This is a genomic window from Marinimicrobium sp. UBA4209, assembly GCF_002381585.1.
Taxonomy (GTDB): Bacteria; Pseudomonadota; Gammaproteobacteria; order Pseudomonadales; family Cellvibrionaceae; genus Marinimicrobium; species Marinimicrobium koreense.
This window is the reverse complement of record NZ_DFTP01000066.1, coordinates 432-21,569: the sequence shown is the minus strand read 5'-3', so window position 1 is coordinate 21,569 and position 21,138 is coordinate 432. Positions and strand designations below refer to the sequence as shown.

Genomic DNA, 21,138 nt, shown 5'->3' with positions numbered 1-21,138 from the left:
ACGATGGGTCATGCCTTCGACGGCATCGAGGAATACGACAACCCGCTGCCGCGTTGGTGGTTCAAGATGTTTATTGCCACCTTCATTTTCGCGGGCGTATATCTGATTCTGTACCCGGGCCTTGGCAGTTTCCCAGGGGTGCTCGGCTGGACTCAGGAGAAAGAGTTGCGCGGTCACCAGCAGCAGGCACAGGCGCGCTTCTCCGAGCAGTTTGGTGAGTACGCCAAAACCCCTATCAAGGAGCTCGCACGGGATCCTCAGGCCATGAAAATGGGCTTGCGCCTGTTCGCCAATAACTGCGCGGTCTGCCATGGCTCGGACGGTGGCGGCAACTGGGGCTTTCCGAACCTGACCGACGATGCCTGGCAGTGGGGTGGTTCCCCCGAGCGCATCAAACAGACTCTGGTGCAGGGGCGCAAAGCGGCCATGCCCGCGTGGAGCGCGAGCCTGGGTGAGCAGGGTATTGCCGAAGTGACCGAGTATGTTCTGAGCATGGGTGACCGCGAGCACGATGCCGAATTGGTGTCCGCCGGTGAGCAGAAATTCATGCGCAACTGTGCTGCCTGTCACGGAGCCGATGGCACCGGTAATATCAACCTGGGCGCGCCCAACCTGACCGATGATGTCTGGCTGTACGGCGGCGAGCCGAGCGACATCCGCCAGACCCTGCGGGTCGGGCGCAACGGTGTGATGCCCGCCCAGGGCGAGCTGCTCAAAGACGATCGGATTCATATTCTGGCCGCCTACGTCTACAGCCTGTCACTGAACTATGACGAACAAGAGTAAGCAAACGGAGCAGGAACAGGATACAGGGATACGCTATGTAAACCTCTATGAGGCCGACGAAAAGGTGTATATGCGGCGCATTACCGGCTTCTACCAGAAGCTGCGCCGCTACACCGGCATGCCTCTGTTGGCCGCTTACCTGTTGATGCCCTGGCTGGTCATCGACGGCCGCCCCGCCATGCTGTTCGACCTTCCCGAGCGGCGCTTTCACGTTCTGTGGCTCAGCTTTGGGCCTCAGGACGGTATGTTTCTCGCCTGGCTGCTGATTATTGCCGCCTTCATGCTGTTTACCGTCACAGTCCTGGTGGGCCGTGTCTGGTGCGGTTTCACCTGCCCGCAAACGGTCTGGACCCAGATGTTCATCTGGGCCGAGTTTCTGTGCGAGGGCGATCGCAATAAACGTATGAAGCTCGATGCGCAGCCCTGGGGGCCGGAGAAAATGGCTCGCAAAGGCGCCAAGCATGGTATCTGGCTGCTGATTGCCCTGGTGACCGGGCTCACCTTCGTGGGGTACTTTTTACCCATACGGGAATTGTTGGTCGGGCTGGTGGCTATTGATGTCCACCCGGCAGCGGCCTTCTGGGTGTTCTTTTTTACCGCAGCCACCTATATGAACGCCGGCTTTATGCGCGAGCAGGTGTGCAAGTACATGTGCCCCTATGCCCGCTTTCAGTCGGTGATGTACGACAAAGATACCCTGACGGTATTCTACAACTACGTTCGCGGTGAGCCGCGCGGTCCGCGCAAGCCCTCCGATGATCCCGGGGAGAAAGGGCTGGGCGATTGCATTGACTGTTCCTGGTGTGTGCAAGTCTGTCCCGTGGATATCGACATCCGCGACGGTCTGCAGGCCGACTGTATCGACTGTGGTTTGTGCGTGGATGCCTGTAATCAGGTGATGGATCGCATGAATTACCCACGCGGTCTGATCAGTTTCACCACCGAAGATGCCATTGAAAAAGGCCACACCAAAGTGTTCCGGCCCCGGCTCCTGGGTTACGGTGCGGTGTTGCTGGTCATGTTCAGTGTGTTCACCTATGCGCTCAGTGCCCGTCTGCCCGTTGGCCTGGACGTATTACGCGATCGGGGCATGCGGATGTACCGGATCAGTGGTCCCGACGTGGAAAACGTCTACACCCTGAAAATCAACAACAAGGACCGCGACACGCACATCTACGACCTCTCGGTCAGTGGCGACTACCCGTTTGAGCTGGAAGGTTATCGGCCCCTGCCGGTGAGCGAAGGGGAGGTATTGACCTTGCCGGTGCGGGTGGTTGTGCCCAGAGAGGCTCTGGATACCGTGAAAACCTCAGTGACTCTGCGCGTCGAGGCGCGGGAAAACCCGGAAATCTACACCGAACATACCACCACGTTTATTGGCCCGGCGCTGCGCGATCAGTAGTGCCAGCCTCAATGCAAAGGTTGACTATGACCGACAAGACGCCCGTCGCACCCTGGTATCGGCAACCCTGGTTCTGGTTTGTCATGTCGCCGCTGATGGTGGTGATCTGTGTGTCCCTGAGCTTTGTGACCGTGTCGGTGTTTTATGCCGATGACCGGGTAGTGGACAACTACTACAAGCAGGGCCGCACCATCAATCAGAGCTTTGAGCAGGAGGCCCGGGCCCGGGCACTCAATCTTGCCGCTGAGGTGGTGTTCGATCCGGTTACCGGGGAAGTTCTGTTGAGTTTATCGGGTAACGGAGCGCTGCCGGCGGTGCTGCACCTTCTGGTCGGACACCCGGTCAACGCAGATCAGGATCAGCGGGTGCTGCTTCAGAAAGTGCGCGATGGTCACTATCGCGGGGATCTGACCCGGGCGGTCAGCCACCGCCGCTATCTGACGCTGCTGCCGGACCATGATGCCTCTCAGATGCGCTCCGCCGAATGGCTCCTGCGCGGCGAAATCCATTTCGATCAGGGCAACCGGATTGAGCTTCGCCCCACCGATCGCGCACCCTAACGCTTCCTTCGCCTTGCCCGAGTCGACTTCATGAGTGAGCGTCCCTGCTATCATTGCGGCCTGCCGGTCCCTGAAACGGCGGACTTTGCGGTCACCATCAACGGTGAGCGCCAGCCCATGTGCTGCCCCGGCTGTCAGGCGGTGGCCACGGCCATCGTGGATGGCGGGCTGGAACGGTTTTACCAATACCGCTCGGAAGCCAGTGAACGCCCGGATGAAACCGCCGCCGCAGCGGCCGAGTGGCAGCTATACGATACCGAGGCACTGCAGGCGGATTTTGTCGGTGCCGGAGAGGGCAGCGAACGCCGCGCCCAGTTGTTACTGGAGGGCATGACCTGCGCCGCCTGCAGTTGGCTGATCGAAACCCATCTCAAACGCAGCCCCGCCGTCCGGCAGTTGTCCGTCGATGTAACCACCCACCGCTGCACTCTAACCTGGGACGCCGACCAGCAGCCTCTCAGCGAGCTGATGGCCGAACTGGCGCGCATCGGCTACCGCCCCCGACCGGCTACCGACGAGGCGCATCGTGCCCTGGCGCAACAGGAAAACCGCCAGGCCCTGCTGCGCCTGGGAGTGGCCGGGTTCGGCATGATGCAAGCGGGCATGGTGGCGGTGGGCATGTACACCGGCGCCGTTGACGAGTGGAAACTGTTTCTGCGCTGGCTCAGTTTCCTGGTGGCCACGCCGGTGGTCTGGTTTTCGGCGGCGCCGTTTTTTCAGGCCGCCTGGCGCAGTCTCAAGGCCCGGCAGTTGATCATGGATGTACCGGTGGCACTGGCCATCGGGCTGGCCTATGGTGCCAGCGCCTGGGCCACCATCACCGGGCGAGGGGATGTCTATTTTGAATCCATTGCTATGTTCACGTTTTTCCTGCTGGTGGGGCGCTATCTCGAAATGCGCACCCGGCATCGCAATCGCCTGGCCTATGGCAATCTGGCGCAGCTGATGCCACTCAGCGCCCGGCGGCTTGAGCAGGGTAAAGAGGTCTCGGTGCCGGTCAAAACCCTGTCACTCGGCGACCGGGTACGGGTCAAGAGCGGGGAGACCTTCCCCTGTGACGGGCGGGTGATTCAGGGCCAGAGCGATGTCGTGGAAGCGCTGTTGACCGGTGAGTCCCGGCCGGTACCCAAGGGGCCGGGCGATCGGGTGGTCGGCGGTACCCTGAACGGAGAGAGCGATCTCGAGCTGGAAGTGACGGCCGTCGGAGGCGACACCCAGCTGTCCGCCATCGAGCGCCTGGTGGTACAGGCGGAAGCGGAAAAACCCCGCCAGGTGGCGCTGGCCGATACCGTGGCCCGCTACTTTGTGGGCGCGGTGCTGGTGGTGTTTGCCCTGGTTTGGGGCGCCTGGATGCTGATTCAGCCCGAGCGCGCTTTCTGGGTAGCCCTCTCGGTGTTGGTGGTGACCTGTCCCTGTGCCCTGGCGCTGGCGATGCCCACGGCGCTGACCGCCGCCACCGCCAATTTGCGGCGGCGGGGTTTTCTGATTGCCCGCGGCCATGTGCTGGAAACCCTGGCCAAGGTGGATCGGGTTATTCTGGACAAGACGGGTACCCTGACACTGGGGCAGTTCTCGTTGCAGTCGGTGAAGAATGTATCCCGAGCTAAGGATCATCACCCCGACGAGTACTGGTTGGCCATCGCCGGTGCGCTTGAGGCGCCGGCGCGGCACCCGCTGGCGGTGGCCTTTCGTCCCTGGTTCGACCACTTCCGAGCGCAAGAGACTCGCCAATATACGGCGGCCGGAGTCGAAGGTACGGTTGATGGCGAACGCTATCGCCTGGGCAGTGCCGCGTTTGCCGGGGCCCTGTATCAGGCGACCGAAGCGCCGACGCCACCGGATGATGAGGCACTGTGGTTACTGTTGAGCAACACCCGGGGACCGCTGGTCTGGTTCTCGCTGGAGGACGAGCTGCGCCCTGGCGCCCAGGCACTGATATCGACCCTGCGTGCCCGCGGTCTGGCCCTCGAGCTGCTGAGCGGAGACTCCTCGGGCGCGGTTGCGCGCTTGGCCGACACCCTCGGCATCGACACTTACACCGCCGGGGCCCGCCCGGAGGACAAGTTGCAGCGTCTGCAGGAAGTGCAGGCGCGCGGGGAAAAGGTAGTGATGGTGGGCGATGGTATCAATGATGTGCCGGTGCTCTCCTCCGCGGATGTGTCCGTGGCTATGGCGTCCGCCTCGGATCTCGCCCAGACGAGGGCGGATGCGGTGTTTCTGAATTCCGATCTGGCCGTCCTGGCGGGCATCTTCGAGCTGGCCAAACGCACCCGACAGGTGATCCGGCAGAATCTGCTGCTTTCGCTGGGCTACAATGTGGTGGCCCTGCCTCTGGCCGCCGCCGGCCTGGTGCCACCCTGGCTGGCCGCCATTGGCATGACCAGCAGTTCCCTGGTGGTGGTGTTCAACGCGCTGCGCCTGCACCGGGCGCCCGCCACTGGGCTTGCCCCGCGCACAGGAGGTTGATGTGGAAAGTCTGTTTTTATTGGTGCCCATCGCCCTGATTTTTGTCGCCATTGCTCTGAAAGTGTTTTTCTGGGCAATCAAGAGCGGCCAGTACGACAATCTCGATACTGAAGCTCATCGCATTCTGTTTGATGATGATGAGCCCGATGAGGCACAACGCACCGCCCCAAAGACCTCTGGACGGCATCCCGAGTCCGACAACCAGACCGATGGAAAAGGTTCGTGATGGCGGCCGACGCATCAGTTTGGGGAAGCTGGTTGGCGGCCTGGACGCTGGGGCTGTTCAGCAGTGCCCATTGTCTGGGCATGTGTGGCGGCATCATGGGCGCGCTGTCCGCCGCGATTCCCGCCGAGGCCAGGGGGCGTCGCTGGCGACTGCTGCTCTTGTACAACGTTGGACGCATTGCCAGCTATACCCTGATGGGACTGCTGGCAGGCCTGGTAGCCGGCGGCATTACGCCGTTGGATCCGGTGCTACGCCTGCTCGCGGGGCTACTGCTCATTGCCATGGGGCTGTACCTGGCGGGCTGGTGGCGAGGGCTGACCTGGCTGGAGCGGGGGGGCGCGGTGGTATGGCGCCGGCTGCAGCCGCTGGGTAAATCCCTATTGCCGGTTCGCCGCGCGCCCCAGGCACTGTTGCTGGGCGCCTTGTGGGGCTGGTTGCCCTGCGGACTGGTGTACACCGCGTTGGCTTATGCCCTCGCCCAGGGCAACGTCTGGGCCAGCGGCGGGACCATGCTCGCCTTCGGTTTGGGTACCCTTCCGGCGGTGCTGGCAGCGGGGGTGATGGCGCAGCAACTTACCCGGCTGCTGCAGCGGCGTGGCCTGCGAGTATTCATGGCTCTGGCCATCATTCTGTTTGGGCTCTGGACTCTGTGGCCGGCCGTCGGCGGCGGTCACGGGGGCGAGGGCCATAACCCCGACGCCGATCATTCCCTTCACCACTGACTCGGACGCGCAACCCCGGGGCGTTTCTGCGGTCCAAGCGCCATGAGTGGGTGCTCCGTCCCTGTCCGCCAAGTTTATCCGTGACGCTGCGGTTTCTTCCGGTATATGATGGGGCCTATTGTTGAATGGGTGCCTGGCAGGCATCCCGGTGGGCGAGAATTATAACTGTTGTGAAAATATGGAAGCCAGGTAGTCACCGATTTTTGCTCGGATCGCGTCCTGTAGTGCCAAACTGGCGGCGATTGGCGTGCTTGCTGAGCAGCTGCTGTCTGTCCGGGCTGGTACAGGCGACGCCCGTGAGTACGGACACGGTGGCGGGTGAGGGCGGTCAGGCCTGCGAGCACTTTCAGTATGAGTATCGCGACCTCGCGGAGCAGCGGGAGAGTCGCCTGGTGTTCGATGCCTTTAATGAGCACGAAGGCAAAACCATTCGCCGCATTCAGTTTGACAGTCGGGCCATTTTTGATGAGTCGGACCCCGCCGAAAACAACTGGCTGTACCGAGGCTTCAACCGCCTGCACATCAATACTCGCGAGCCCGTCATCGCCAGCCAACTCTTGCTGCAAGAGGGCGATTCCCTGCGTGAAAAGCTGATCGCGGAATCCGAGCGGATTCTGCGCAGCCGCAATTACCTGACCAGTGCCTATATCGTTCCCGATGTGGTCTGCCCGGACTATATTGACCTCCGGGTCATTACCCGCGACTCCTGGGTGACTGAGCCCGAGCTGACCTTCAAGCATGAAGGAGGCGAAACCGAATCCGGCATTGGCCTTAAAGACGGTAACTTTCTGGGTACCGGTGATGCGATTGCCCTTCGTTATTCGCAAAATATTGAGCGCTCCAGTGTCGGTTACGAGTATAAAACCGACCACTTTATGAAAACCCGGTTGGCGACGCGGCTGTATTACGCGCAAAAGAGTGACGGGGAAGATAAAGCCTTCAGTCTGGAGCGGCCCTTCTATTCACTGGAAACCCCCTGGGCCGCCGGTGGTTTTACGGAGGATGTGGCCGAAGTTCGCACCATTCGCGAGGGTGGTGAAGAGATCAATGAGTTCCGGCACCGCACTCGAGACAGTGAGATCTACTTCGGGGTGGCGGCCCGGGCCGATGAGCGGTTTACCCGGCGTTGGCGCCTGGGTATTACCCGAGAGGAGGATATTTTCAGCGCTTCGGATGAGACGGTGCTGGGGGTTCCCGAGAACCGCAAGGGCAATTACGGTTGGCTGGGGCTGGAAGTGATTGAAAACCGCTTTGCCACTTACAAGAACCTCAATCAGATTCAGCGTACGGAAGACGTTGCGATGGGCGTCAACTATCGGCTAAGACTCGGTTATGGCGGCTCCCAGCTCGGTAACGACCGGGATCTTGTCCGCTATCAGGCCGCTTACAGCAACGTTATCGGGGTGGGCGAGCACCATATACTCCGGCTGCTGGGCGATCTGGACGGCCGCCACTATAAAGGCCCCAACCCCATCGACAGCGGGGTGGTCGGGCTTGAGGTCAATTACAACTGGTTTCGCGACGACCAGAACCGCTGGTACTTGAACTTGCGCTATGACATTGGTGAAAACCTGGAGCAGTTTGAGCAACTGACACTGGGGGGCGCCAATGGTCTGCGTGGTTATCCAGTGGATTATCAGCGCGGTAACCGTCGCTATCTTCTGAATATCGAGCGCCGTTATTTTTCCGATCTTCACCTGTTTAACATCGTCCGCATGGGGGCGGTGGCATTTTTTGATGCCGGGCGGAGCTGGGGCGGGCAGATTGACGGCGAACCCAACCCACACCTGTCCAACGTGGGCATTGGCCTGCGTTTCAGCTCCAGTAAAACCAAGGTGGGTAACGTCCTGCACATCGATTTTGCCGCGCCGCTGGCTGAGCGAGGGGGGCTGGACAGCACACAGGTGCTCATCAAGGCTGAGGGGGAGTTCTGAGCCTTATGCCGAGAGAGGCCCCGTTACAGCCCTGCCTTTTATTGAAAACAGTGTGAGTTAAGTGTAATCTCTGTCTGCAAGGCCACTTTTTTCAGGTGGTTTTTGATATTCAGCAGAGTGAATAATAATGGCTCATTCGCAACTGTTCCCAAGAAATGCCGGCTTCCTGGTCGGTACCTCCAGATCGTTCAAAGCCCACTGTATCGGGATTGTGGCCCTGTTGGCCTGTGCCTGCACGCGGGCAGAGCCCACGTTCGCCGTGGTTGACCTCACCGATGCCGTATTTGCAACGAAGGTGGCTGTCGCCCGATTGGAGGCGCTGCGTGACAATCCAGCCTTCCAGCAGTACCAGTCCGCCCTTGAGAGCGCCGAAGCTGACCTGCAGAACCTTGACCGCCGGGCGCAGGCCTCCGGGCTGAGCGAGTCGCAGCGGGAGATGGTGCAGAAGCGGATCGAGCATATCCAGCGGGAACTGATCGATACGGGGCAGGATCTCGAGCGATGGTTACAAGCGCAGAAGCGGGCCATCTTTGAGGAACTATCGCCGCTTGCCCGAACCGCGCTGGATGAGCTTGCCCGGGAGCGCCAGCTGGATCTGATTATCGCCAAAGATGCGATCATTTACGCTCAGGGGCGATGGGTGTTGACGCCGTCGCTGACGGAGAGAATTGATCGGGGTACGGCGCCCAGTGGCGCAGTGTCTGAGCTTTCTGATGAGTAGGGCCCTAGCCATGTCTAAAGCCTATCTGTTGTGGGGGTTGGTGTGGGTCAGTGCGCTTTGCCAGGCCCAATCGCCGGTGGAACTGATTGATACCGAGGCCGGGGCTGAATCTCAGGCCGATGCCTCGGCGCCGACGTTGCCCGCCGAGCCGCGCCAGGTGCTCGAGGCGCTCCGACAGCGGGTCAATGCGCTGGGGCTGAGTGAGGAGCCGGTGCCGGTTGAGGGCTCCAGGACGCCCGAAGGCGATCTGTTTGAGCTGGGTAAGCAGTTGTTCTTCAGTCGCTCGCTGAGTGAGCAACGGGATGTTGCTTGCGCCTCTTGTCACCACCCCTTGTTGGGGGGCGGGGATGGCCTGTCGTTGCCGGTGGGCGTCGATGCGGTCGAGCCGCAATTGATTGGTCCGGGCCGGGTTCACAATGGGGATCGGGCGCAGGATCCGCTGGCCGATGGTGGGCCAAACGTTCCGCGCAACTCACCGACCACCTTCAATTTGCATGTCTATCAGCGGCGGCTGTTCTGGGATGGACGGGTTGAGGTGACCGATTATCACCACGACGGAGACGGACAGACGGCCGCAATCCGCACTCCCGACAGTCTGCGCAATCTGCCGGATCCACAGGCCGGCCATGATCTGGCCGCCGCCCAGGCGCTGTTTCCCTTGGCGTCAGCCAATGAAATGTTCGGTCGCGAGGCCGGCAAGGTATTGAGCAATCAGGACAAGCGCCGACTCCTTGAGCGGCGCCTGCAGGGGGCGGGGTCGGAAGACGAAAACCCCTGGTTGCCACTGTTTCAGGCCGCCTTTGAGGATCCGCGAAAGAGCCCCGAGCAGGTGGTGACCATGGAGCGGGTCGGCCTGGCGCAAGCCCACTATCAACGCTCACAGGTGTTTCTTGATAACCCCTGGTTCAGATTTGTCGATGGCGATGACGACGCCATTTCCGAGGACGCGCGCCTCGGTGCCTTGCTGTTCTACACGCCGCTGAGTGAGGGAGGCTATGGATGCAATCAATGCCACGCTGGGCGTCGCTTTACCGATGAGTCGTTTCACAATCTGGCGGTTCCCCAGTTTGGACGAGGTAAGGATCGTCACGGATTTGATCTGGGGCGAATGCTCGAGAGCTCTCACCCGGATGACCGATACGCGTTTCGTACGCCTTCGTTGCTGAACGTCGCGGTAACTGGCCCTTGGGGGCACACCGGGGCATTTCTCTCCCTGAGTCAGGCGATCCGCCATCATATGGATGTGGAAACCTCGGTGCTTGCCTATGACTACAGCCTGCAGAGCAATCCGCAGTTCAAGGGCATCCCAACCGACCGGGAGCGCTACCGGAATCGCTCCCTGGAGGCGTTGGAGCAAGCCAGGGTCGGCGACAGTTGGCAGTACCTGTCGCACCGTCGCTTTGACCCGGTGCATGCCCAGTATCTAGAAGCCTTTCTGGAGACCCTGACCGATCCCTGTACCACGGACCCGGAGTGTCTGGCACGCTGGCTGCCCGGTGCCGATGATGATGGTCCGGATGGCGAGCGGTTGTACGCCCGCACCGGATCGTTCGTGGGGCAGCCCGTGACTTTCCAGCCCGCGCTACCGTCCCCGGTGCAGAGCCAGGCGCGAGTCGAGCCCGAGCCCATGCGGGAATCCTGGTTTGTGGATGCGACCGTAGCGACGGGACTGGATTATTCACTGCCGGTCGTGGGTAATGGCGACGAGCAACACCGGGTTTCGGGTGGGATAGCGGTGGGGGATTACGATGGTGACGGCTGGGATGATCTGTTTATCAGTCATTCGGTCTTGCCTGGAAAGCTATATCGCAATCAGGGCGATGGCACCTTTGAGGAGACCACCGAGCTTGCCATTGGCACATTGCGTAGTCAGCAGTTCGGTGCACTCTTTTTTGACTATGATCAGAACGGACACCGGGACCTCCTGCTCGTGGAGGATAACCGTCACGATGATTTCCTGAGGGTTTATCAGAATCAGGGAGACGGTTTTTTCCTGCCGGATCCCTTCAAAGCCGGTATCGGATTCAATCGTTTTACGCACAGTCTTTCTGCCGGCGACTTCGATCGGGACGGCCGGATTGATCTGTACGCAGCACATTGGGGATTCACGGCTGGCGCGGACAATAGTGGGTATTTATGGCGCAATAAAGGCGAAGGCCAGTTCGTCGATGCCAGTGATCTGTTGCCTCCCACCCGGGAGTCTCCCCAGACGGGAAAGCTAGGACTCGTCTTTACCGCCGCGTTTACGGATCTCAACAACAACGGCTGGCCGGATCTGTTGCTGGCCGGAGACTTTCTGACCAGTCAGGTACTGATCAATGACTCGGGGAGCGGGTTTGTCGATCGGACGGAGACAGTGATTTCGGACGAGAACGGAATGGGTATGGCCGTCGGAGACTATGACAATGACGGCGATTTTGACTGGTTTGTGACGTCGATATGGAACCCCCTCGAGCAAAAGGCTTACGTGGGAGGAGAGTCCGGCAACCGGCTTTATCGGAATGATGGTCAGGGGCGCTTTGGTGACGTAACCGATGAGGCGGGAGTGCGTCATGGGTTCTGGGGGTGGGGCGCCTGTTTTGCTGACTTCAATAACGATGGCTGGCTGGATATTTTTCACACCAATGGTATGACCAGTAAAAATGTCGCCAATGAAGCCATCTTTGCCCAGTTCATTCACGATCCCAGCCTGCTGTATATCAACAATGGCGACGGCACATTCACAGAGCAAGCGTTAGAGGTTGGGTTGAATCATACCCGACAGGGGCGTGGCGTCAGCTGTTTTGATTACGACCGGGACGGTAAGGTGGATATTTTTATCAGTCACAGTGGTGAACCCGTAACTGTATTTCGCAATGTCGCCCCAACGGATCACCACTACCTCACAGTCAGGCTTCGAGGTGGACCAACCAATCTGGATGGCATCGGGGCCAAGGTCCATGTGCGTAGCGGTCAATTGTCACAGGTGAGAGAGATCCGGCTGGGCTCCAACTATCTGTCGAACGATCCGCTGGTAGCCCACTTTGGGCTCGGTGAAAGCAAGCAAGTCGATGAGCTGAGAATCGTTTGGCCGGACGGCACAGAGCAACGGGTGGGGGCGCTTGAGGTGGACCAGTATCTGGTTGTCGAAAAGCCCGGTCCGTTGTGAGGTGGTGTGCAAGTGGGGCGCCGTCTGGCGGCGCCCCTGTGCCTCAGGCTTTTTCGTTGAAGATATGGAGATCGCGCTGGGGGAACGGAATGCTCATGCCGTTGGCTTCCAGCTCCACCTTGATCTTCTCCGTCATATCCCAGTACACCGGCCAGTAATCCTCGGTTTTCACCCAGGGTCGGACGATAAAGTTGACACTGCTGTCCGCCAGCGCCGAGACCGCCACATTGGGGGCCGGATCTTCCAACACCCGCTCGTCCGAGGTGAGGGCGGCCATCATGACTTCTTTGGCTTTCTTCAGGTCATCGCCGTAGCTGATGCCGAACACCATATCGACTCGGCGGGTGTCCCGGGCTGAATAGTTGACGATATTGTCGCTGTAGATTGAGCCGTTCGGAACGGTGACTTCTTTATTGTCAGGCGTGCGCAGAATGGTGGAGAAGATACTGATTTTTTCCACCATGCCCGCGGTGCCGGCGGCCTCTACATAGTCACCAGCTTTGAACGGGCGCAGGACCAGCAGTAGAAAACCGGCGGCAAAGTTCTGCAGCGAACCCTGCAAGGCCAAGCCGATGGCCAGGCCGGCGGCACCGAGAACGGCAATCAGGGAGGTGGTGTTCACACCCAACTGGTCCAGAGCGGCCACGATGACAAAGATCAGCAGCAGGACTTTGGCAATGGTCTGAGTGAACTCAATCAGTATGGTGTCGAGCTTGGTGCGCCCCATGACCTTACCGAGAATGCCGATCAGTATGCTGATGACGATCCGGCCGATGATGAAAATCAGCAGGGCGGTGACAATATTGATCGACCAGGGTATGACGTAGAGGCTGATCAGTTCATTGATTTTTTCGGTGTCGAACATGGACGTATCCCTCGATAGGTGATGAACGGTAGACACTAAGTCTAACGGATATTGCACCACTTTGCCGAAAGATTACGCAACGGCGAGCGTACGATTCAGCTGATGTTCCCGGTGGTTCGTACCCGCTTGTTGCCCTTGACCGGCTTGGCGGTGCGCAGGGCTTCGCGGCGCTTCAGTTGCGCATCGACGCTGTTTTTCAGCGCGATCAGAAAACCGGTCACAATAAAGGCCCCGGGCGGCAGCACCGCCACCAGAAAGCCGGGGTAGTGCTCAAAGGGCTGCCAGGTCCAATCCCGGGCGCTTTCGCCCAGCAGAAGGTGCATGTCATCGAACAGGGTGCCGTTGCCCAGCAGTTCGCGCACGGCGCCCACCGCGAGCAGTACAAACATGAAGCCCAGGCCCATCATCAGTCCGTCAGCCGCGGAGGGCAGCACCGGATTCTTGCTGGCGAAGGCATCGGCCCGGCCCAGAATGGCGCAGTTGGTCACGATCAAGGGAATGAAAATCCCGAGAATGGTGTACAGCTCGTAAGTAAACGCTCGCATCAGCAGTTCGATGCAGGTGGTCAGGGCCGCAATGATCATCACAAAAGCGGGCAGACGCACCGCATCGCTGACGCCCTTGCGAATCAGGGACACAATAATGTTCGAGCTGGTCAGTACCAGCAGGGTGGCCAGGCCCAACCCCAGGGCGTTGACCACGGAGCCGGTCACCGCCAGCAGCGGGCACAACCCGAGCAGCTGTACCAGCGCCGGGTTGTTGGTCCAGAGGCCGTTCTTGGAAATCGCTTGATAGTCGGCGGCGTCACTCATTGCGTCGTGCCTGTAGTTTCAGAGGATTCAGGAGCGGTTTCAGTGGTGTTGTTCGGCGCACCTTCCGGCGCTTGCTCGAAAAGTACCGCGTGGTGTTGTTCGACAAATTCCAGAACGCGTCGAACCTGATTGACCACCGCCCGCGGGGTGATGGTGGCCCCGGTGAACTGGTCGAACGCGCCTCCGTCTTTTTTCACGCGCCAGTCTTCCACACCCGGGTTACCGAGGGAGCGGCCGCGAAATCCCAGGATCCAGTCGCTTTTCTTCAGGTCGACTTTATCACCCAGCCCCGGCGTTTCATTGTGGGTAAGTACCCGCACACCGGCGATCTGGCCGTCCCGCTGGACCCCCACAATCATTCGGATGGCACCGCTGTAGCCGTCCGGAGCGATGGCGGGAATGATCACCGCTTCGACCTGTCCGTCCCGACGGGCCAGGTGGATGGCTTCGGACTGGCGCAGGCCCAGGGTATCCAGCGCATCCTGCGGCACCGGCAGGGTATCGGAGAGCAGGTCGTTATCGTGCTGATCCCGGGGAATGATTTCCAGCAGCGCGGCCGCCGCCGCCTGTCGCTCGGCCTCGGCAATCTGCTCTCGCGTAGCCTGGTAAGTGCCGGCAAGCACACCGGCGGTCACCAGGGCGAAGGCGCCCAATAACAGGCTGTTTTTACCAATCGACCAACCGAACATCTAGTGCTCCTCCTTTTCGGTCGCGCGGCGCGCCTTGGTGTGACCGTAGGTGCGGGGCAGCGTGTAGTAATCGATAAATGGCGCCGCGAAGTTGGCCAGCAGCACTGCAAAGGCCACTGCATCGGGGTAATTACTCCAGGCGCGCATGACGTACAACAGCACACCAATCAGGGCGCCATAGACCAGCCGACCACGGACACTGACCGCGGAGCTGACCGGGTCGGTGACAATGAAGAAAGCCCCGAACATGGTGGCCCCGGACAACAGGTGGAAGATCGGCGAGCCATTGCTGGCCGAGCTACCATCAAAGAATAGTACAGACATGACCGTCAGGGCGACCAACATGGCCACCGGGGCGTGCCAGGTGAACACCCGCTGGTACAGCAGGAAGGCGCCACCGAGCAGGAAGCCGAGGTTGACCCACTCCCAGCCGGCGCCCGCCAACCAGCCGGCGCTCAGCGTCGGATCACTGGCGTACAGGTCAGCCATGGTCTGGCCACTGTTCTGCTTCATCACATCCAGCGGGGTGGCCGCCGTGTAGCCGTCCACCGGAACCCCGGCAACAATCTGCTTGAAGCCCTCGGCCAGGCCCATCAGCGATTGGCCCTCCCCCAGGGTCGCCGCCGGGGCGGCCCATTGGGTCATCTCCACAGGGAAGGAAATCAGCAGCACCACATAACCGACCATGGCGGGGTTGAACGGGTTGTAGCCCATGCCGCCATAGAGTTGTTTGGCCAGAATGATCGAGACACCGCTGCCAGTGACCACCAGCCACCAGGGGCAATAGGGCGGCAGCGCCAGACCGAGCAGCACGCCAGTGACCAGGGCGCTGCAATCGCGCAGATAAAACAGTACCGGCCGCCCACGCAGTTTCATGACCAGCGCTTCGAACGTCAGGGCAGACGCGCTGGCCAGAAGGACATTGAACAGGCTTCCCCAGCCGAAGGCCAGGGTCATGGCGACCAGGCCGGGCAGCGTGGCGAATACCACCAGGCGCATCAGTTGCCCGGTACTGCGGGTACTGTGTGTGTGCGGGGAAGTGACCCTCAGCATCGGTTACCGGTCCTCGGTCAGTTGTTGCAATTTGTCTTCCAGCTTGGTGAGGCCGGTGCGAAACGCGTCCACGTTTTCGTCCTGCTCCGCCTCGGCTTTTTCCAGTCGCTGGCGGGCCTTCTCAATGCGGGCCTTGAGCGATTCAATCTGGGCCCGCTGTTTGTCTTCGGCGCTCATGGTTTCCATCGCGGCGGCTTTCGCTTTGGCCCGTTCAATGGCCATGCTGGCGACGTCGTCGGTATGGCGTGAAGCGGAGCTGGGTTCGGCCACCGTGGACGGCGCCAACTCGGACAGCTCCTGCTGGGTGTCGGCAATCTTCTGCTTGAGCTTGTCGACGCCCTGCTGCAGGGCATCCGCCTTGTCATCACCCGACTCCTGCGCCGCCTTGGCCTTTTCTTCAGCCTTCGCCAGGCGCTTGTAGAGTGATTCCAGACTGGATTTGAGCTTGTCCTCCGGGCTCATGGTCATCTTCGCCTGAGCGCGGGCGATCGCGGCAGAGACCGGGTCGTCAGCCGGTTTTGTATCGCTGGCTTCAGGCGCCTTCGGTGCGCTGCTGTCTTGCTCCAGGTGTTGCAATTTTTCTTCCGCTTCCCGGACTTTGAGCTCTGCCTGTTTGATGCGCGCTTTCTGCTTCTCACGCTGCTCGTCGGTCACCTCGGCACCGGGCTCGCCCGGCTCCAGAGGGCGCTGGGCTTTTTCCAGGCGGTCCTTGGCCGCGGCCAGGTTGCGTTCCAGCTTGGCCCGCTGCGCCTCGGGGGGTTGTTGCTTGGCCTGAGCCCTGGCCAGTGCATCTGCTACCGGGTCGGCCTTGGCGGCCGGCGCGTCGTCTTTTTGTTCGGCCAACTTGCGCTTGGCTTCCTCGGCGGCCTTTTTGCGAGCCTCGCGTTTCGCGGCCTTTTCGGCCTCCTCTTTGGCGATACGCTCCTGCCGGAACTCAAAGCGGCGACGGGCCCGGTCGGACTTCTCTTTCTCGTGCTGCTGCTGGCGAATCGCCCCTTTTGAGGCGCGGTAGTACTGCACCAGCGGAATATGGCTGGGGCAGACATAGGAACAGGCCCCGCACTCAATGCAGTCAAACAGGCTGTGCGCTTCGAGTTTTTCGTAATCTTCCGCCTGGGCGTACCAGAACAGCTGTTGCGGCAGCAGGCTCGCCGGGCAGGCCTCGGCGCATAGGCCGCAGCGGATGCAGGCCTGCGCTGGTTGAGGTGGCGGCAATTCTTTTTTGGTGGGCGCCAGAATGCAGTTGGTAGTCTTGATCACCGGCACGCTGGGCTCCGGCAGGGCAAACCCCATCATGGGTCCGCCCATCACCAGGCGCGAGGCTTTTTTGGCCTCGAAGCCATGCTGCTCCAGTAGAAAATCAATGGGTGTGCCCAACAGCACTTCGACGTTGCGTTGAGTTTCCAGGGCTTCGCCCACCAGGGTGGTAATGCGGGACACCAGGGGCTCGCCGTAACGCACCGCCCGATAGGCCGCCACGGTGGTGCCCACGTTCTGGCACACTACGCCAATGCTGGCCGGTATCTGGCCGCTGGGGACCTCTTTGCCGGTCAGAATCTGGATCAGTTGTTTTTCGCCACCGGACGGGTACTTGGTCGGGAAAGACACCACCTGCACCGGCGTGCCTTCGGCGGCTTTTTCAAGAGCGGCGATGGCCTTGGGTTTGTTGTCCTCGACACCGATCAGCAGCGCATCCGGGTGATCGAGCAACTTGGCCAGCAGCAGGGTGCCGGCGACAATCTCATCCGCCTTGACCTGCATCAGCATGTCATCGGCGGTGATGTAGGGCTCACACTCGGTGCCGTTAATGATCAGGGTGTGAATTTTGTGGTCCGCGCGCGGGCTCAATTTCACCGAGGTGGGGAAGCCCGCACCGCCCAGACCGGCGACACCGGCGCCGCGAATTTTCCCGAGCAGCTCGCTTTTATCCAGCGCGTCGTAATCGTCGCAGCGCTCCAGCGGGACCCATTCGTCCTTGCCGTCCACGTCGATGACAATGCTCGGGGCCGAGTAGCCGGAAGGGTGGGGAATCAGTCGATCCTCGATGGCACTGATAACGCCGGAGGTGGGCGCGTGTACCCGGGCGCTGAACACGCCTTCGGCCTCCGCGACCAGCTGGCCGCCCAGCACCCGATCGCCGACCTGCACCACCGGTTTGGCGGGCTTGCCAATGTGCTGGTTCAGCGGCAGGGTCAGCACCGGCGGCAGGGGCATTTTGGCCAGGGGCAACTGCAGGGATTGCGCTTTGTTCTCCGGCGGGTGAACGCCACCGGGAATGTCCCACACTTTGATTAAACTACCCATTACGCCGCTTCACCTGTGGTGTCTCGATCAGTGGCAATCAGATTGACCGCCTGCGCTTCGGCCGGAGCCGGTTTCGCCCACTTCCACTCGTTCAGCCCGGTTTCCACCGGGATCATGTCGATGCAGTCCACCGGGCAGGGCTCAACACAGAGGTCGCAGCCGGTGCACTCGTCAGCAATCACCGTATGCATCTGTTTGGCCGCGCCGATAATGGCGTCCACCGGGCAGGCCTGGATGCACTTGGTGCAGCCAATGCACTCGTCTTCCCGGATGTACGCCACTTTTTTCACTTCGGACTCTTCGCCGTGCTCCGCATCCAGGGTAGGGGCTTCCACGTCCAAAAGATCGGCCAGCGAATTGATGGTGGCCTGGCCGCCCGGCGGGCACTTGTTGATGGCATCGCCGTTGGCGATGGCCTGGGCGTAAGGACGGCATCCGGGGTAGCCACACTGACCACATTGGGTCTGGGGCAGAAGGTCATCAATCTGCTGGATGACCGGGTCTTCCTCCAGGCGAAAGCGCACGGCGGCATAGCCCAGAATGGCACCGAAGATCAGCGCCAGGCTACCGAGCGCGATCAGCGCCGAGGTAATCGGATTTTGTACGATCAGATCCAGCATAAGTCGATGCGAGTCAGTCGGTGAACGGTCGGTTTGGCGCTAGACCAAACCACCAAAGCCCATAAAGGCCAGGGACATCAAGCCGGCGGTAATCATGCCGATGGCGGCGCCTTTGAAGGGGGTCGGCACATCGGCGACGGCCAGGCGTTCGCGCATGGCGGAAAACAGAATCAACACCAGGGAGAAACCGAGCGCGGCGCCAAAGCCGAACACGGTGGACTCAAAAAATCCGTGGTCCTTGGTGGTGTTTTGCAGTGCCACCCCGAGTACCGCGCAGTTGGTGGTGATCAGGGGCAGAAAAATACCCAGTACCCGGTACAGCAGGGGGCTGGTTTTTTCGATGAACATTTTGGAAAACTGCACCACCACGGCGATCACCAGAATGAACGAAATGGTGCGCATGAAACCGATGTCCAAGGGCATCAGTATCCAGGTGTTGATCAGGTAGCTGCACACCGAGGCGAGGGTCAACACAAAGGTGGTGGCCCCGGCCATGCCGATGGCGGTTTCCAGTTTGTTGGACACGCCCATAAAGGGGCATAGGCCCAAAAACTGAACCAGTACGAAGTTGTTCACCAAAATGGCGCTCAACAATATGATGGCGAATTCGGTCATGCCTGTCCTTACCTGGGAAGTGAGCCCACTAAGGCGCACATTATCGTTAACCGGCGGGGGCGCTTCAATCTAAAAGCCCCGGCTGGTTAGGCTGTTTCAGCATATGCTTATGCCGCCTTACGGTTACGGCGGATGCGCCCCAAGTAACAGAGCTTGGGTGCATCATCACGACCGGCAGGAGAGGGGTAGATCGTTTGGAGACCCGCCGTGAATACATCCCTGTAGGCTTCGCGTCGGCATCCATGCCTTCGAGAGTCTCCAAACGATCTACCCCTCTCCCGCCTAAGTGCCACAGGTCGCGTAGGGCGGATAAGGCCAAAGGCCGCATCCGCCGTAACCCCACTTACATCACCCGTTGGCCCGGCTTGGCACCACTATGGGGCTCCAAAATATGAATATCTTTGCCCCCGGGCCCAGCCGCCAACACCATGCCCTCACTCATTCCGAACTTCATCTTACGCGGCTTGAGGTTGGCAACCATGATGGTCAGCTTGCCCTGGATATCTTCCGGGGCATAAGCATTCTTGATACCCGCAAACACATTGCGGGTTTCGCCCCCGAGGTCGAGTGTCAAGCGCAGCAGCTTATCGGCGCCCTCGACATGCTCGGCCTTGGCGATCAGGGCCACGCGCAGATCCACCTTGGCAAAGTCGCCAAATTCGATTTCCTCGGCAATCGGCTCGTCGGCTAGAGGGCCGGACGCTTTCTGGGCCGGGGCGGCCTCTTTGCTGGCTTCGACCATGGCGTTTACGTGCTCCTTCTCCACCCGGGTCAGTAGGGGCTTGAATTTCTCGATGCGTTCACCGCCACGGAAACGCAGGGGCTGACTCCAGTCCAACGTCTCGCTCAGGAAGGCTTCGGCCTTCTCCGCCAGCTGTGGCAGTACCGGCTTGAGCCAAGTGACGAGTGCGCGGAAGCAGTTCAGGCCCTGGGTGCAGATGGCCAGCACCTCGGCCTCGGAGCCGTCCTCTTTGGCCAGTTTCCAGGGCTCCTTGGCCGCGATGTACTCGTTGGCGGCGTCCGCCAGGGCCATGATCTCGCGCATGGCCTTGCTGAATTCGCGGTTCTCGTAGTGCTCGGCGATGCTACTTTCGGCATCCACAAACCGCTGCCAGAGCTCGGGCTCGGCGATGTTGTTGGCCAGGGTGCCGTCGCTTTTCTGGACAAACTTGGCGGTACGGCTGGCGATGTTGACCACTTTGCCCACCAGGTCGCTGTTCACCCGCTGGATAAAGTCGTCCAGGTTCAGGTCCAGATCGTCCACGGCACCGGTCAGTTTGGCGGCAAAGTAGTAGCGCAGGTATTCCGGATTCAGATGGTCCAGATAGGTCTGACCATTGATGAAGGTCCCGCGCGACTTGGACATTTTTTTGCCATTGACGGTGACAAAACCGTGCACGCAGATTCTGGTCGGGGTCCGGAAACCCGCCGAGTGCAGCATCGCGGGCCAGAACAGGGCGTGGAAGTTGATGATGTCCTTGCCGATGAAGTGGTACACCTCGGCGTCGGAGTCCGGCTTCCAGTAGTCGTTCCAGTCCTTGCCCTGGGCGTCCAGCAGGTTTTTCAGGCTGGCGATATAGCCGATGGGGGCGTCCAGCCAGACATAGAAGTATTTGCCGGGTTGGCCGGGAATTTCGAAACCGAAGTAGGGGGCATCCCGGGAGATATCCCACTCGTGCAGGTCTGAATCCAGCCACTCGGACACTTTGTTGGCCACTTCGTCCTGCAGGTGGCCCGCGCGGGTCCACTGCTTCAGGAAGTCGGCAAACTCAGGCAGCTTGAAAAAGAAGTGCTCGGACTGCCTGGGTACCGGTGTGGCACCGGACAGCGCGGACACCGGGTCGATCAGGTCCATGGGCGAGTAAGTGGCACCGCAGGCTTCGCAGTTATCGCCGTACTGGTCTGGAGTTTTACATTTCGGGCAGGTGCCTTTGATGTAGCGGTCGGCCAGGAACAGCTCTTTTTCCGGGTCAAACGCCTGGGTAATTTCGCGCCGGGCGATATGGCCATTGGCGTCCAGGCGGGTGTAGATCAGTTCGGCCAGCTCGCGGTTTTCCGCGGAGTGGGTGCTGTAGTAGTTGTCGTGCTGGATCAGAAATCCTTCGGACACGGCTTTATGGGCGGTGTGCATCCGCTCGATGTGCTGCTCGGGGCTCAGGCCCAGTTCTTCTGCCTTGAGGGTGATGGCGGTGCCGTGGGCGTCGTCGGCGCAGAC

Annotated in this window: 17 protein-coding genes; 9 read left to right on the top strand and 8 right to left on the bottom strand. The window is 60.5% G+C overall.

Going from position 1 to position 21,138, the window contains the following annotated elements; all coding sequences use genetic code 11:
* The 9 genes from ccoP to B3187_RS09340 form a co-directional block, all read left to right on the top strand.
* The coding region (gene ccoP, locus B3187_RS09380) for a cytochrome-c oxidase, cbb3-type subunit III (RefSeq protein WP_286805993.1) at nucleotides 1-786 on the top strand (786 nt) is incomplete at its 5' end.
* Complete coding sequence (ccoG, locus tag B3187_RS09375) at nucleotides 770-2,188, top strand: cytochrome c oxidase accessory protein CcoG (RefSeq protein ID WP_286805992.1); 1,419 nt, start codon at nucleotides 770-772, stop codon at nucleotides 2,186-2,188. The genes ccoP and ccoG, both read left to right, overlap by 17 nt.
* A 26-nt stretch (nucleotides 2,189-2,214) precedes the next feature.
* Nucleotides 2,215-2,748 carry a FixH family protein gene (locus tag B3187_RS09370; protein WP_286805989.1) on the top strand — a complete coding sequence of 178 codons (534 nt, stop codon included), beginning with the start codon at nucleotides 2,215-2,217 and terminating at the stop codon, nucleotides 2,746-2,748.
* Nucleotides 2,749-2,778: 30 nt separating this feature from the next.
* Entirely contained in the window at nucleotides 2,779-5,214 is a 2,436-nt protein-coding gene (locus B3187_RS09365) for a heavy metal translocating P-type ATPase (RefSeq protein ID WP_286805987.1), read from the top strand.
* A gap of 1 nt (nucleotide 5,215) precedes the next feature.
* Nucleotides 5,216-5,440, top strand: coding sequence for a cbb3-type cytochrome oxidase assembly protein CcoS (gene ccoS / locus B3187_RS09360; protein WP_123636802.1), 225 nt, complete (start codon nucleotides 5,216-5,218; stop codon nucleotides 5,438-5,440).
* Complete coding sequence (locus tag B3187_RS09355) at nucleotides 5,440-6,162, top strand: sulfite exporter TauE/SafE family protein (RefSeq protein WP_286805985.1); 723 nt, start codon at nucleotides 5,440-5,442, stop codon at nucleotides 6,160-6,162. Before ccoS ends, B3187_RS09355 begins: the two co-directional genes overlap by 1 nt.
* 296 nt (nucleotides 6,163-6,458) lie before the next feature.
* Nucleotides 6,459-8,096, top strand: coding sequence for a hypothetical protein (locus B3187_RS09350; RefSeq protein ID WP_286805983.1), 1,638 nt, complete (start codon nucleotides 6,459-6,461; stop codon nucleotides 8,094-8,096).
* Nucleotides 8,097-8,223: 127 nt separating this feature from the next.
* A complete protein-coding gene (locus tag B3187_RS09345; protein ID WP_286805982.1) occupies nucleotides 8,224-8,817 on the top strand; it encodes an OmpH family outer membrane protein in 594 nt (197 codons plus the stop codon).
* 10 nt (nucleotides 8,818-8,827) lie between these two features.
* Complete coding sequence (locus tag B3187_RS09340; RefSeq protein WP_286805980.1) at nucleotides 8,828-11,965, top strand: FG-GAP-like repeat-containing protein; 3,138 nt, start codon at nucleotides 8,828-8,830, stop codon at nucleotides 11,963-11,965.
* 43 nt (nucleotides 11,966-12,008) lie between these two features.
* Here the strand turns inward: B3187_RS09340 and B3187_RS09335 are convergent, their stop codons facing one another.
* The 8 genes from B3187_RS09335 to metG form a co-directional block, all read right to left on the bottom strand.
* Entirely contained in the window at nucleotides 12,009-12,830 is an 822-nt protein-coding gene (locus tag B3187_RS09335; protein WP_286805979.1) for a mechanosensitive ion channel family protein, read from the bottom strand.
* A 95-nt stretch (nucleotides 12,831-12,925) separates the two neighbouring features.
* A complete protein-coding gene (locus tag B3187_RS09330) occupies nucleotides 12,926-13,642 on the bottom strand; it encodes an electron transport complex subunit E (RefSeq protein WP_286805977.1) in 717 nt (238 codons plus the stop codon).
* A complete protein-coding gene (rsxG, locus tag B3187_RS09325) occupies nucleotides 13,639-14,331 on the bottom strand; it encodes an electron transport complex subunit RsxG (RefSeq protein ID WP_286805975.1) in 693 nt (230 codons plus the stop codon). The genes B3187_RS09330 and rsxG overlap by 4 nt, the downstream gene beginning before the upstream one ends.
* On the bottom strand, nucleotides 14,332-15,384 hold the full coding sequence (gene rsxD / locus B3187_RS09320; protein ID WP_286805973.1) for an electron transport complex subunit RsxD: 1,053 nt from the start codon (nucleotides 15,382-15,384) through the stop codon (nucleotides 14,332-14,334).
* A 3-nt stretch (nucleotides 15,385-15,387) separates the two neighbouring features.
* Nucleotides 15,388-17,688 carry an electron transport complex subunit RsxC gene (gene rsxC / locus B3187_RS09315; protein WP_286805971.1) on the bottom strand — a complete coding sequence of 767 codons (2,301 nt, stop codon included), beginning with the start codon at nucleotides 17,686-17,688 and terminating at the stop codon, nucleotides 15,388-15,390.
* Nucleotides 17,688-18,308: an electron transport complex subunit RsxB gene (gene rsxB, locus B3187_RS09310; RefSeq protein WP_123636812.1), complete on the bottom strand. Its 621-nt coding sequence runs from the start codon at nucleotides 18,306-18,308 to the stop codon at nucleotides 17,688-17,690. The genes rsxC and rsxB overlap by 1 nt, the downstream gene beginning before the upstream one ends.
* A gap of 39 nt (nucleotides 18,309-18,347) precedes the next feature.
* Nucleotides 18,348-18,923, bottom strand: coding sequence for an electron transport complex subunit RsxA (rsxA, locus tag B3187_RS09305; protein WP_024459490.1), 576 nt, complete (start codon nucleotides 18,921-18,923; stop codon nucleotides 18,348-18,350).
* Between the two features lie 343 nt (nucleotides 18,924-19,266).
* Nucleotides 19,267-21,138 (bottom strand): methionine--tRNA ligase (gene metG / locus B3187_RS09300; RefSeq protein WP_286805968.1); only part of this gene is annotated, 1,872 nt, incomplete at its 5' end.

Coding starts and splice junctions, on each gene's coding strand:
- rsxG (WP_286805975.1), bottom strand. CDS start 14,331: ATGTTCGGTTGGTCGATTGGTAAAAACAGCCTGTTATTGGGCGCCTTC.
- rsxA (WP_024459490.1), bottom strand. CDS start 18,923: ATGACCGAATTCGCCATCATATTGTTGAGCGCCATTTTGGTGAACAAC.
- B3187_RS09365 (WP_286805987.1), top strand. CDS start 2,779: ATGAGTGAGCGTCCCTGCTATCATTGCGGCCTGCCGGTCCCTGAAACG.
- B3187_RS09330 (WP_286805977.1), bottom strand. CDS start 13,642: ATGAGTGACGCCGCCGACTATCAAGCGATTTCCAAGAACGGCCTCTGG.
- rsxC (WP_286805971.1), bottom strand. CDS start 17,688: ATGGGTAGTTTAATCAAAGTGTGGGACATTCCCGGTGGCGTTCACCCG.
- B3187_RS09370 (WP_286805989.1), top strand. CDS start 2,215: ATGACCGACAAGACGCCCGTCGCACCCTGGTATCGGCAACCCTGGTTC.
- B3187_RS09335 (WP_286805979.1), bottom strand. CDS start 12,830: ATGTTCGACACCGAAAAAATCAATGAACTGATCAGCCTCTACGTCATA.
- B3187_RS09355 (WP_286805985.1), top strand. CDS start 5,440: ATGGCGGCCGACGCATCAGTTTGGGGAAGCTGGTTGGCGGCCTGGACG.
- rsxB (WP_123636812.1), bottom strand. CDS start 18,308: ATGCTGGATCTGATCGTACAAAATCCGATTACCTCGGCGCTGATCGCG.
- B3187_RS09340 (WP_286805980.1), top strand. CDS start 8,828: ATGTCTAAAGCCTATCTGTTGTGGGGGTTGGTGTGGGTCAGTGCGCTT.
- ccoG (WP_286805992.1), top strand. CDS start 770: ATGACGAACAAGAGTAAGCAAACGGAGCAGGAACAGGATACAGGGATA.
- B3187_RS09345 (WP_286805982.1), top strand. CDS start 8,224: ATGGCTCATTCGCAACTGTTCCCAAGAAATGCCGGCTTCCTGGTCGGT.
- rsxD (WP_286805973.1), bottom strand. CDS start 15,384: ATGCTGAGGGTCACTTCCCCGCACACACACAGTACCCGCAGTACCGGG.